We start from the raw sequence: 12,239 nt of genomic DNA, 5'->3' as shown, positions 1-12,239 counted from the left end.
CGGCCTGACTCATGACGTTCCGCCGGCCGCCCGCCTGGATCACATCAAGGACCTGGAGGGCGGGACCGGCTGGATCGACGAGGCGGTACGCTCATTCCTCGGCCGCCATTCCAGGGAAAACTACGCTGGTCGGGGCGGCGTCCGGTGTCGAGGGTGTCGAAGATGACCTCGATCGCGGGCCGACTCGCCTGGTCGTCGGCGACCATGTGGATTGCGCGAGGCCGAAGTTCGGCGAAGATCCCGTGACCTGGATCGACCGTGCCCGAGATCAGAAGATCTTGGAATTCCAGGTAATGGGTGGGATCGTCGAAGGGCCTGCGGATGTACGTCACGTCTTCGTGGCGGCCGTCGGCGAACTTCCACCTCATGATCGCCGCATACCAGATCCGCCCCAGCTTGCGATCGGTCAGGAACTTCCGAAAATCTTCGAAGCTCCGACAGTCCAGGCTCCCCGACAGCTCGTCAGCCAGCGCGTCGAAACCCGAGGGCAGCCAGAGATCGACCAGTTCGATGCCGACGAACCGAGTATCCCCGGGAGGCCGCAAATCGACCTCCCCGACGGGTTCGCGCGTGACGAGCGCCGGGAAGATCACCGAGATCGACAGCGCTGACGCCAGGAGCAACACCGCCGCCGACTTCCACATGGAGAGCGGGGTCGGAGACCTGAAAAACTCTTTAAGCTTCGCCACGATCTCCCTCCAGGTCTGGGCCATGCGGACCGTGCGCGGGACAGGAGCGCCACGTCCGACCATCGAGGTCGCCACCCGATCGTTTCGAAGCGGAATTCGAGTCGCACCGGATCGTGTTGGGAACAATCTCGATTTCTGATCCGCGGAAGACGGCAGCCCCCATGAACGCGCCTCGATAGGCGGTCGATCGACCAGCGGTTTGCTATCTATGGATTGCAGCAGACCGAGAGTGCGAGATCGTCCCTAAGGTTTCGATAGGTCAGGGGGCGGCCGATGTCAAAGATCGGGGCGAGGTCTGGGAGGCTTTTCCTCGCGTCTGACGGGGGCGCGATAGGATGGGGACGTTCCGAAACGACGCCAAGGCTTGGGAGCGAGACGCTGTGCGCTGGTTGGGGATCGACGAGGCGGGTTACGGGCCGAACCTGGGCCCGCTGGTGATGTCGGCGGTCGTTGCCGAGGCCGACGGTGATTCGCTCGGCCCGACGGACCTCGCCCCCCCGGAGCGGTTCTGGGACGACCTGCGCGCCACGGTCGCGCGGGCCGGTGGACGCGGGGCGGGCGACCGCCTCTGGGTCGACGATTCGAAGGCGATTCTCAAAGGGGGTAAGGGACGTGACCAACTGATCGCGGGTTGCCTGGCCGTTCTCGACGCCGTCGGTCTGCCGCTGCCGTCGACCGCTTCGGGCTTGATCGAGGCCCTCTGCGGCGACGAGTCGGACGCCGCCGAACTCGATCGCTGGCTGACGTCGGGGGCGACCTCTGACGTTGAGTGTCGGATGGGCTCGTTGATCGAGGCTACTCGCTCGCGGCTCGCGTGCAAGCCGCTCGCGCCTCCTTGCGGGACGTGGCGGATCGCGGCGGTGCGTACGGCGGCCGTCGGGCCCCAGCGGTTCAACGAAGGGCTGGGCCGGTTCGATTCCAAGGCCGGCGTCCACTTCGAGGCGTTCGCCCGGCTGCTGCGATGGGCGTGGGAGCTGAGCGCCGACGGCCGGCCGATGCACGTTTGCGGCGACAAGCACGGCGGCCGGCATTATTACCTGGAGCCGTTGCTCGGGGTCTTTCCCGACGCCTGGATCGACCGAGGCGTTGAGGGGCCCGAGTTGAGCGAATACACGGTCCGGACTTCGGATCGGACGATGCACCTTCGGCTCACGCCCCGGGCCGACGCCCGCGACGGGTTCGTCGCGCTGGCGTCGATCGTGAGCAAGACGCTGCGGGAGGAGTGGATGGACGTGTTCAACGCCTTCTGGGCGAGGCACGTTCCGGGGCTCAGGCCGACCGCCGGCTATCCGGTCGATGCGGCCCGATTTCGGCGGGCCGTCGAGCCGTCGGCCTTGGCTCTGGGCATCGAACCGCGACTGTGGTGGCGCGAGAGGTAGGCGCGGAGCGAACCGGCGAACGTCAACGTTCGCGGTAGACGATCCGGCCCTTGGTGAGGTCGTACGGAGTGATCTCGACGGTCACGCGGTCGCCCGGGACGATGCGGATGAAGTTCTTCCGCATCTTGCCGGCGATGTGCGCCAGGATTTTATGGCCGTTTTCGAGTTCGACCATGAACTGGGTATTGGGGAGCGCTTCGACGATGCGTCCCTCGGTTCGTATCGGTTCTTCTTTGGCCACGCGGGTCTCCTGGGGCGGCCAGCGCCGGCCATGCAGAGCGCTGGTCGTATTGCGGCTTGCGAGTCGCGGGAAGGCCCGGAAACTCGCTCGATCGCCGGCTCGGGATGGCCTCGTTTACGAGCGCGGCGGAATACGTAACGCGATTCTACACGAAGCGTTCGCACCGGAACAGATCATCCAATTCATGAATGCGCCGGAATGCCGCCCGACGGTGGAAGAAACCGAGGCAAGACCCCCGGCTCATGGAACCGGACGTGGTGGACGGCGTCGGCCGCCGTGATCACCAGACCGCGGCCGTCGGCGTCGCACCAGGCGAGGTTCGACGGTCGCTTGGGGGTCGCCAGAATTCCCAGCAGGCGGCCGTCGGCCTCGAACACCCAGACGCCGAGCGCCACGGCGACGTACACCCGCCCCGCGCGGTCGACCTTGATCCCGTCGGGGCCGCCGGGGACGCCGGGGTCGAGCGTCGCGAAAATTCGCCCCGATCCGGCGACGAGATCGCCGTCGGCCGCCACCTGAAACGCCCGAACGTGGTATTTGCCGGTATCGCAAACGTAAAGCGTCGCCTCGTCGGGCGAGAACGCCAGGCCGTTGGGCTTCTCGAAGTCGCCGACGAGCAGGTGCAAGGCCGAGGCGGCCGGCTCGGACGGGTTCCAGCGGAAGACGCCCTGGAAGTCGAGCGCCTGGTCGGCGGGCGCGACGCCGTAGGCGGGATCGGTGAAGTAGGCCTGGCCGTCGCTCCGGCAGACGACGTCGTTGGGGCTGTTGAGCCGCCGGCCCGACCACGTCTCGACGACGTTGCGGACGTCGCCGCCGTCCGGGTTCATCGACGACACCCGCCGGCCGTTCTGCTCGCAGAAGACGATCCGGCCGTCGGCGAGGTACGTCTGGCCGTTCGCCGCCCCGGTGCTCGCTCGGACGACCTCCACCGAGCGGTCGGGGCGGAGACGGTAGGTCGTCTCGGCCTTGATGTCCTGGAACAAAATTGAGCCGTCGGCCCGCCAGAGCGGCCCCTCGGTGAACTGGAAGCCGTCGGCGAGCAAGGTCAGGTGGTCGCTTTCCACCAGGTCGGACAGGCCGGCGTCCCTCAGAATCGTGGTCATCGCGGTTCAGATCTCCCGAAGAAGCAGGGTTTCGACGTTCCGACAGTTTGGACGGTCACCCCACGCGCCGGCAACCGTATAGCGGTCGCGACCTGGAGAAAACGAGGCGATGGGCCGACGTTCCGCGACTCGCCTGTGGTGAGGCGCGCGGTCATTCATTAGAATCCAAAGAATCATAGACTCGATTTCTCAGCCGCCGCAGGCTTGGTGAGGAGCGCTCCCGATGCCACCGGAGTCCGATTCGCAGGACGTTCAGAAGGCCAGGACTTTCTTTCAGTACGGCAACGAAGCCGCGCTCAAGTCCAACCTGGACTATGCGATTGACATGTACAAGCAGGCTTGCAAGCTTGCGCCGGACAGCTTGATTTTCCGTCAAGCGCTGCGAGGCGTCCAGAGGCGGAAGTTCAACAACGAGCCCTCGAAAGTGGGACGTCTGGCGGGTGCGAGGAACCAGCCGATCCGGATGCGGGCTCGATCGGCCCGCAACAAGAACAACTATGCGCAATGCCTGGAGGTTTGCGAGGAGGCGTTCACGAACAACCCGTGGGACGTCGCGACGGCGCGCGAAGCCGCCGAGTCGGCGGAGATGCTCAGTTATTTTCCGCTGGCGCAGTGGTATCTGGAGTCGGTCCAGAGCGAGGTCGGAGCCAAGGACGCCGAGTTCTTCCGCCACGCGGGGCACGTCCACGAGTTGAACGAGGCCTGGCAAAAGGCGATCGCCTCCTGGGAGCAGGTCAAGAAGATCGACCCGTACGACGAGGACGCCAACCGCAAGATCAACGGACTGTCGGCGAGCGCCACGATCAAGCGGGCGAAGCTCGAAGATCAGCTCGATGATACGAAGAAGCCGGACACGACCGCCGAGGACATCGCGTCCAAGCTCGAATCGATGAAGCAGGAGAAACTGACGCCCGAGGAGCGGCTGCAAAAGGCGATCAAGGAAGACCCCACGCAGGTCTGGCCGTACCTTGAGTTGGCCGACATCTTCCGCAAGCGGAGCCAGTTCGAGACCGCCGAGAAGATCTTGGGGCAGGGGATCAAGGCCGTCCCCAAGGACCCGATGCTCTTGCAGGCGTACGCCGAGGTCCAGACGACGCGGCTCAAGCGAGCGGTCGACGCCCTCGCCAAGCGCGTGGCCGACCAGCCCGACGACGTCACGTCGAAGGGCAAGCTCGATCAGCTTTCCAAGCTGCTGCTGGATTACGAGGTCAAGGAGCTTCGCCGTCGGGTCGCGCTCAGCCCCGAGGATTCCAACCTTCACTATCAGCTCGGCCTCGTCCTCGCGAAGGACGGCAAGCACGGCGACGCGATCGGCGAATTCCAGATCGCCAAGAACAGCCCGAACCTCAAAGTCCAGGCGCTTCACCAGGCGGGCCTCAGTTTCGAGGCCGACGGCCGCCACAAGCTCGCCGAGCGCACCTATCAAGAAGCTCTGAAGGCGCTCGACCCCGCCGACACCGTGAATTTCAACGCCTTACATTACCAGCTCGGGCGGGTCGCCGAGAATTTGGGTAATATGGAAGCGGCCGAAGAGCACTATAACGAGGTCGCGGCCAACGATTATACGTATCTCGACGTCGCCCAGCGACTTCGCAACTTGAACTGATATCTCGTTTCGTGGTACAGTTTTCGCTTTGAGCGAACCGACCCAATGGGTGCTCGCTCTCCAGTTCGCTTGATCCCCTCGCGGGGACCGAGTGAAATTGCGGGAGCGACGAAAGACGAATTCGAGGATTGTGCCTCGAACGTCGGCGAGCCATAGTTCTCTACGCGGGATGATCGACGGACCCATGCCAACTACTTCCTCCGCCGCCAAGCGGCTGCGCCAGAGCGCCAAGAAGCGGCTGCACAACCGGATCACCAAGAAGATCGTCAAGACCTCCTCGCGGAAGGCTCTTGAGACGGTGGCCGAGAAAGACTTCCCGAAGGCCGAGACCGAGTTCCGCGCCGCGGTCGCCAAGATCGACAAGGCCGGCGCGCGTCGGGTTTTGCACCCGAACACGGCCGCTCGGCGCAAGAGCAAGCTCGCCCGCGCCTACAAGGCCGCGCTGGCCAAGGCTCAGCCGGCGACTTCCTGAGCCGTCGCGATGTGATCTGATCCCGGGCCCGATCGTCGGTCGTCGCCCGGCTTCGATCTTCGCGGGCGTCGATGATCTGCGAACCAGGCGAAGCTCTCCGCGATGCCGACATTGACCGAAGCCTACCCGACGATCGCCCGAGCGCTGGCCGCGCCAACCGGCCGGCGCGCGGCGTCGTTTCCGCGCTCGGACCCGTTTCCGGCGCTCGTCGGTTTCGCCGCCTCGCGAACCGGCGACTCCAAGACCGCCCTCCGTCTGCAAGCGGCCCTCGACGACGCCGGCCTGTCTGATTCCACGTTCCTCGCCACGGCCGACCCCGCCGAGGTGGTCGACCTCCTGCGCGAGGCGCGGCTCGATCCACCGATCAAGACCATCCGGCTGCTCCAGCGGCTCGCCTCCTGGTACGAAGGCCATCGAGAGAGCCTGGAGGGGGGGGCAGGCGAACCCCTCGAATTCCCGTCCGCCTGGCGCGACGAGCTGGCCGCGATCAACGGGATCGGCCGCGCGACGGCCGACGCGATCGCCCTGCACGTCTTCGGCGCGGCGACGTACCCCGTCGATCGTCCGGTCTACCGGATCTTGTTCCGCCACGGCTGGATCGACGCGACCGCCGACTATGACGACGTGAGCCAGCGCCTGATCGACGCGGCCGACGCGAATCCGAGCGCGCTTTCCGCGCTCTCCAACGCTCTGACCGACGTCGGCAAGCGGTTCTGTAGGCCGGCCTCGCCCGCTTGTGAGAAGTGCCCGTTGCGGACCGTCCTGCCGCCGGACGGCCCTCTCGCCCTTCATGATGAGTGACGCGACGGCCCGGAGACCCGCATGGCCAGTTACAAGCTCGAAGGGCCGAAGCCCGCTCGCATGTACGAGGTCATCCTGCCCAAGAAGCTCGGCTACTTCGGCAAGGTCCAGGAGGTTCTTGAAAGCCTCTTCGACGAGCAGGCCATTCGGGCCATCCCGTTCGTCCGCGCCTCGATCGCCGACCGCCGCAAGGATCCGAATTTCGACGAGGACGCCTGGATCAAGACCCTCTGCCAGGCGTCGCGCGGGTACTCGATCTACGAGATGGACGGCCGCTACCTGTCGCGGAACGGCCCGATCGACGAGCGCGTGCTCGTGATCCGGTTCATTTTCCACAACCCGGGCGACCCCTCGGACTCGCGGACCGACTTCCTCTCCGCCTCGGTGGCGGTCGTCAACCACCTGGTCGCTCACCGGTTCGCCCACGAACTCGGGGTCGAAGAGGAAATCTGGTTCCTCGAATACAACCTGCCACAGCTTTCGATCTGGCGGCGCGATCCGCCGGACAACGCAACGGAGAACGCCTCGAACCGGGGCGGGAAATCATGAGCACGCTCGAATCGCTGATCGACCGTTACGCCCGGGGCCCTTCGGTCCTGGCTTATGCCGTCGAGGGCCTGGCCGAAGCGCATGCGCAGGCCCGGCCGGGCCCTGGCGTCTGGAGCATCTCTGAGCTGGCCGCGCACCTGGCCGACAGCGACATGGTGGCCAGCGACCGCATGAAGCGGGTGATCGCCGAGCACGACCCGATCTTGCTCCCCTACGATGAGACGGCCTGGATCAACCGCCTGGCCGCCCATGAGGCGCCGATCGCCGATTCGGTGGCCATCTTCGCCGCCAACCGGCGATGGACCGAGCGCATTCTCCGCAATTGTTCCGAGGCCGATTTCGCCCGCGCCGGCCGTCACGCCGAGCAGGGGCGCATCACTCTGGCCGAACTGCTGGTCGTCTACGTCAACCACCTCGACCATCACCTAAGATATTTGTACACGAAGCGGGCGAACCTCGGAACTTCGCTGCAACCACGTTATTCTTATCCCATCGCCTGAGGGCGCCGACGATGAGCCGCCTGTTCTCCGGAACCCCGTGGGACCGTCCCCCCGTCTGCGACCGTTGCGGCGCGCTGGAGTCGGCCTGCGCGTGCCCGCCGGCGATCCAGGAGCCGGTCCGGATTCCCCCCGAAACGCAAACCGCCCGGCTGGCCGTCGAAAAGCGTCCCAAGGGCAAGCTGGTGACGATCGTCTCGGACCTCGACCCCGACGGCAACGACCTGGTCGACCTGGCGTCGCGGCTCAAGGCCTCCTGCGGGGCGGGAGGGACGCTCAAGGACGGCCGGATCGAGATCCAGGGCGATCACCGCGAGGCCGCCGAACGGGCGCTCCAGAAGATCGGTTACAAGACGAAACGCCGGTAGCCTCCCGAGAGGTCGATGAAGATGACGCTGCACGCGATGCCCGTGATGATCGGGGTTCTGGCGATCCTGGCGATCGCGTACCGCTATTACAGTGCGTTCCTCGCCGCGCGGGTGGCGGTGCTCGACGACGCGCGGGTCACGCCGGCCTATCGGTTCGAGGACGGCCAGAACTTCGACCCGACGAATCGCTGGGTCCTCTTCGGCCATCACTTCGCCGCGATCTCGGGCGCGGGGCCGCTCATCGGTCCGGTGCTGGCGATCCAGTTCGGCTACCTGCCGGGCCTGATCTGGATCGTCGTCGGCGTCTGCCTGGCGGGCGCGGTGCAAGACATGATGGTGCTGGCGATCTCGACCCAGCGGCGGGGGCAAAGCCTCGCCAGCCTGGCCCGCACCGAGATCGGCCGGCCAGCGGGGATCGCGGCCTCGCTGGCGATCCTCTACATCATCATCATCGCGCTCGCGGGCCTGGGCGTCGTCGTCGTCAAGGCGCTCGGCGGCGAGGAAGTCGCCATGAAGGCCGGCACGGTCCTCGTCTACCCCCAAGGGGCGTCGCTCGAAGCCGACCAGGCGACGGGCGGACCGCGCGTCTACAACGTCCCGCCGGGCTCGACCTACAAGTTCGGGGCTGGTTCCGAGCATTCGATGGACTTCCGGGAACCGTTCCAGCTCGCGGTGCCCAATGGCTCGCGGCTCACGGGAAATCCCGAGGGCGAAGGCTACTTGCTCCCGGCGAAGTCGGTCCGGCTGGTAAAGGGAAGCTCGTGGGGGACCTTCACGATCGCCATGACGATCCCGATCGCGCTCTTCGTCGGCTGGTACATGTACCGGTTCCGCAAGGGGAAGGTGGTCGAGGCGTCGCTGATCGGCGCGGTGCTCGTGCTGGGAGTGACCGTGCTCGGCGCGTTCGTGCCGGATTCTCCAATCGAGCAATACTTCTCGCTGACGCGCGGCGGGACCGTGGCGGCGCTCGGGATCTACGGCTTCATCGCGGCCGTGCTACCGGTCTGGCTGTTGCTCTGCCCGCGCGACTACCTGTCGACCTTCCTCAAGATCGGCACCATCTTCCTGCTGGTCGCGGGCGTGATCGTGGCCAACCCGAAGCTCGAAGCCCCGCCGATCAGTCCGTTCTTCGCTTCGGGCGGCGGTCCGGCGTTCAACGGGCCGATCTTTCCTTACGTGTTCATCTGCATCATGTGCGGGGCGATCTCCGGCTTCCACGCCCTGGTCTCTTCAGGCACGACGCCGAAGATGATCGGCCGCGAGTCGGACGTCCGGATGATCGGCTACGGGGCGATGCTGATGGAGGGCTTGGTCGGCGTGGTCGCGCTGATCGCCGCCGCGGCGTTGCCGAATACGATGTACTATGACATCAACATCGACCTCGGCCGGCGTCCCGACTTCCTCGCCAGCAACCCCGACTTCGCCCAGTTCTTGAAGGCCGGCGAGTTCGACATGGACGGCGGCCACGAGCTTGCGCCCGGCGCCGAGACCGGGGCGGCGCCCGAGAGCGAGCTGGTCGTGATGGAGCGCGAGGTCCGCGAATCGCTGCACGGCCGGACCGGCGGCGCGGTCACGCTGGCGATCGGCATGGCCCGGATCTTCTCGAATGCGATGCCCGGCCTGCGATGGATGATCGGCTACTGGTATCACTTCGCGATCATGTTTGAGGCGTTGTTCATTCTGACGACGATCGACGCCGGCACGCGGATCGCGCGGTTTTTGGTGCAAGAGATCCTCGGCCGGGTCTGGAAGCCGCTGGGCGATCTCGACTGGCTGCCGGCGTCGATGCTCGCCACGGGGCTCGTCGTCTTCGGCTGGGGCTATTTTATCGCCACGGGCTCGGTCGAAACCATCTGGCCGATGTTCGGCATGGCGAACCAGTTGCTGGCCATCATCGCCCTGGCCGTCGTGACCACGGCCCTCTTCAACGCCGGCCGCGGCCGGTACGCGCCCGTGACGATCCTGCCGATGCTGTTCGTCGCCACGACGACGGGCACGGCGGCCTATTATGAGATCACGAAGAAGTTCTGGGGCATGGTCCAGGCGGGCGACGTCGTCAAGGGCTGGCTGAACATCGGGCTGACGGCCATGATGCTGGTCTGCGTCGCCGTGATCGTCGGAACCGCCATGGCCCGATGGCTCGCTCCCCGGCCGACCCTTCTGAATGACGAGATCGAAACCGTATGATCATCGTCTTGATGGGGGTGACGGGGACCGGCAAGACGACAGTCGGCCGGGTCCTGGCGGCGGATCTCGGCTGGACGTTCCGCGACGGCGACGATTACCACCCGGCGGCGAACATCGACAAGATGCGCCGGGGCGTGCCGCTGAACGACGACGACCGCGCGCCCTGGCTCGCCGCTCTCGGCCGGCTGATCGACGAGACCGTGGCGCGCGGCGAAAACCTCGTTCTGGCGTGCTCGGCGCTCAAGCACCGCTACCAGGAGTATCTCCGCCACAACCTGGCCGCCGTCCATTACGTCGAACTCTGGGGCCCGCCGGAGCTGATCCAGAAACGGCTCGCTTCCAGGACGGGGCATTTCATGAGCCCCACCTTGCTGTCGAGCCAGTTCGCGATCCTCGAACCCCCCGCCGATGCGATCCTCGTCGAGGTCAGCGGCACCCCGCAAGAGATCGCGTCGGAGATCCGCCGCAAGCTGGGCGTCTGACGCATGCCGGGTCTCGATTTACAAACCCGAAGCGCCAGCGAGTGCATTTCCCGTCGGCTGACCGGACCCATGCACTCGCTGGCGCTTCGGGCTTGTATTTCGAACGATGGAATCCCCGCTTTGCCTCAGCCTTCCGCGTCCGCTCCGACGAGCGAGCCTTGCGGGTACTTGTTGCCCAGGACGCTGTGATGCCGGCCGTAGACGAAATAGATCACGAGGCCGATCGCCATCCAGACGACGAGCCGGATCCAGGTGTCCAGCGGCAGCGGGAGCATCAGGAGGACGGCCGTGATCACTCCCATCGGCGCCGTGAACCAGATGAACGGGGCGCGGAAGGGTCGTTCGACGTCGGGCTGGGTGATCCGCAGGTAGAGCACGCCGGCCGAGACGACGGCGAAGGCGAAGAGGGTGCCGATCGAGGTCAGCTCTCCGGCGACGTTCAAGGGCACGATCGCGGCGGCCGTCATCACGATGAGGCCGGTGATGATCGTCGTGATGTAGGGAGTCCGGAACCTCGGGTGGATCTTGGCGGCGATCGGCGGCAGGAGGCCGTCCTTCGACATCGCGTAGAAGATCCGGGGCTGGCTCATGAGCATCACGAGGATGACCGAGCTGAGGCCGGCGATTGCCCCGAGCTTGACGTAGAACGAGAGCCAGGGCATGCCCATGGCGTCGGTCGCGACGGCGACCGGATCGGGTACGAAGAGCTGCTTGTAGTTGACCACCCCGGTCAGCACGATCGACCCGAAGAAATAGAGGGCCGTGCAGATGATCAAGGAGCCGATGATCCCGATGGGCAGGTCGCGTTGAGGATTCTTGGCTTCCTGAGCGGTCGTGGAGACGGCGTCGAACCCGATGTAGGCGAAGAAGACCATGCCGGCGGCCCGGCAGATTCCACTCCAGCCGTATCGGAAGTCGGTCCAGGGGCCTTCCGAGGGGCGGAAGAACGAGCCTCCCCAGTTCTCGCTGTTGACCAGCGGCAGGCCGAGGACGATCAAGAGGACGAGGATCGAAACCTTGACGAAGACGATGACGTTGTTGACCCGGGCCGACTCCTGAACGCCGATGACGAGCAAGATCGACACGAGGGCGACGATCAGCATGGCCGGAGCGTTGAAGAGGGCCGTCACCTGCGGAAAGACCGAGAAGTCGATGTTCGCGGCCGTCAGGTTGTCCTTGACGGAATCGAGCATCGACCAGCCGTGGCGGAGATGCTGAGTCTTGGCGATCTCGTCGGGGATCTGGACCATGATCGTGCCCGGCGACGAGAGCAATCGAGGCGGGATGTCGAGGCCTCGATCGTGCAGGAAGCTTGCGACGTAGCCCGACCAGTTGATCGCCACCGTCGTCGCGCCGACCATGTATTCGAGGATCAGGTCCCAGCCGATCAGCCAGGCGATGAACTCTCCCATCGTCGCATAGGCGTAAGTGTAGGCCGATCCCGCGACCGGTACGGTCGACGCCATCTCGGCGTAGCAGAGGCCCGCGAACGTACAGACGATTCCGCCGAGGATGAACGAGATCGAGATCGCGGGCCCGGCGTATTTCGCCGACGCCTCGCCCGTCAGTCCGAAGAATCCCGCGCCAATGACCGCGCCGATGCCCAGCATGATCAGGTTGACGCCGGTCAACGTCCGTCTCAGACCGTGCTCTTCGCTCGCGGCCGCTTCGGCCTTGAGCGCGGCGATGGATTTACGAACCCACGGATTTGGCATCGTGTTCTCTCACTCGAAGTTCAATAAGGGGGAAAGCGGCTCGGCGCACCGCGGCGCATATCATCCGGAGAGGGGAGAGGTGCGCGGCCCGCCGAGGCTGGGGCCGGGAGAGAGGAGGCGTCCCGCGCCGTGGAGACCGCGTCGCGGGAC

General features: G+C 65.7%; 13 protein-coding genes. 9 read left to right on the top strand and 4 right to left on the bottom strand.

The window, feature by feature from the left end; all coding sequences use genetic code 11:
• Nucleotides 1–44: 44 nt before the first annotated feature.
• Nucleotides 45–689, bottom strand: coding sequence for a hypothetical protein (locus BSF38_RS08120; RefSeq protein ID WP_145952021.1), 645 nt, complete (start codon nt 687–689; stop codon nt 45–47).
• A 335-nt stretch (nt 690–1,024) separates the two neighbouring features.
• Here BSF38_RS08120 and BSF38_RS08115 point away from each other — a divergent pair, with 335 nt between their 5' ends.
• Nucleotides 1,025–2,068: a hypothetical protein gene (locus BSF38_RS08115; protein WP_237170793.1), complete on the top strand. Its 1,044-nt coding sequence runs from the start codon at nt 1,025–1,027 to the stop codon at nt 2,066–2,068.
• Nucleotides 2,069–2,090: 22 nt separating this feature from the next.
• On the opposite strand, the gene infA is transcribed toward BSF38_RS08115, so the two are convergent.
• Both infA and BSF38_RS08105 read right to left on the bottom strand, forming a co-directional pair.
• Nucleotides 2,091–2,309 (bottom strand): translation initiation factor IF-1, encoded by a 219-nt coding sequence (gene infA, locus BSF38_RS08110; RefSeq protein ID WP_076344606.1) that lies wholly within the window; start codon nt 2,307–2,309, stop codon nt 2,091–2,093.
• A gap of 182 nt (nt 2,310–2,491) precedes the next feature.
• Nucleotides 2,492–3,412 carry an SMP-30/gluconolactonase/LRE family protein gene (locus BSF38_RS08105; RefSeq protein ID WP_076344604.1) on the bottom strand — a complete coding sequence of 307 codons (921 nt, stop codon included), beginning with the start codon at nt 3,410–3,412 and terminating at the stop codon, nt 2,492–2,494.
• A gap of 223 nt (nt 3,413–3,635) precedes the next feature.
• Here BSF38_RS08105 and BSF38_RS08100 point away from each other — a divergent pair, with 223 nt between their 5' ends.
• The 8 genes from BSF38_RS08100 (at nt 3,636) to BSF38_RS08065 (ending at nt 10,374) form a co-directional block, all read left to right on the top strand.
• Nucleotides 3,636–5,018: a tetratricopeptide repeat protein gene (locus tag BSF38_RS08100; RefSeq protein WP_076344602.1), complete on the top strand. Its 1,383-nt coding sequence runs from the start codon at nt 3,636–3,638 to the stop codon at nt 5,016–5,018.
• 184 nt (nt 5,019–5,202) lie between these two features.
• Nucleotides 5,203–5,490 (top strand): 30S ribosomal protein S20, encoded by a 288-nt coding sequence (rpsT, locus tag BSF38_RS08095; protein ID WP_076350683.1) that lies wholly within the window; start codon nt 5,203–5,205, stop codon nt 5,488–5,490.
• 102 nt (nt 5,491–5,592) lie between these two features.
• On the top strand, nt 5,593–6,291 hold the full coding sequence (locus BSF38_RS08090) for a hypothetical protein (protein ID WP_076344600.1): 699 nt from the start codon (nt 5,593–5,595) through the stop codon (nt 6,289–6,291).
• Between the two features lie 21 nt (nt 6,292–6,312).
• Entirely contained in the window at nt 6,313–6,840 is a 528-nt protein-coding gene (locus BSF38_RS08085; RefSeq protein ID WP_076344598.1) for a hypothetical protein, read from the top strand.
• On the top strand, nt 6,837–7,340 hold the full coding sequence (locus BSF38_RS08080) for a DinB family protein (RefSeq protein ID WP_076344596.1): 504 nt from the start codon (nt 6,837–6,839) through the stop codon (nt 7,338–7,340). The genes BSF38_RS08085 and BSF38_RS08080 overlap by 4 nt, the downstream gene beginning before the upstream one ends.
• Nucleotides 7,341–7,351: 11 nt before the next feature.
• A complete protein-coding gene (locus BSF38_RS08075) occupies nt 7,352–7,705 on the top strand; it encodes a translation initiation factor (RefSeq protein ID WP_076344594.1) in 354 nt (117 codons plus the stop codon).
• Nucleotides 7,706–7,726: 21 nt separating this feature from the next.
• A complete protein-coding gene (locus tag BSF38_RS08070; RefSeq protein ID WP_076350682.1) occupies nt 7,727–9,892 on the top strand; it encodes a carbon starvation CstA family protein in 2,166 nt (721 codons plus the stop codon).
• Nucleotides 9,889–10,374: a gluconokinase gene (locus BSF38_RS08065; RefSeq protein ID WP_076344592.1), complete on the top strand. Its 486-nt coding sequence runs from the start codon at nt 9,889–9,891 to the stop codon at nt 10,372–10,374. The genes BSF38_RS08070 and BSF38_RS08065 overlap by 4 nt, the downstream gene beginning before the upstream one ends.
• Before the next feature lie 125 nt (nt 10,375–10,499).
• Here the strand turns inward: BSF38_RS08065 and BSF38_RS08060 are convergent, their stop codons facing one another.
• Nucleotides 10,500–12,089, bottom strand: a complete 1,590-nt coding sequence (locus BSF38_RS08060) for an amino acid permease (RefSeq protein ID WP_076344590.1) — start codon at nt 12,087–12,089, stop codon at nt 10,500–10,502.
• Nucleotides 12,090–12,239: the final 150 nt, after the last annotated feature.

The sequence above is a fragment of the Paludisphaera borealis genome, from assembly GCF_001956985.1.
Lineage (GTDB): Bacteria > Planctomycetota > Planctomycetia > Isosphaerales > Isosphaeraceae > Paludisphaera > Paludisphaera borealis.
The sequence above is the reverse complement of the archived record's forward strand: the minus strand, read 5'-3'. Positions and strand labels throughout refer to the sequence as shown.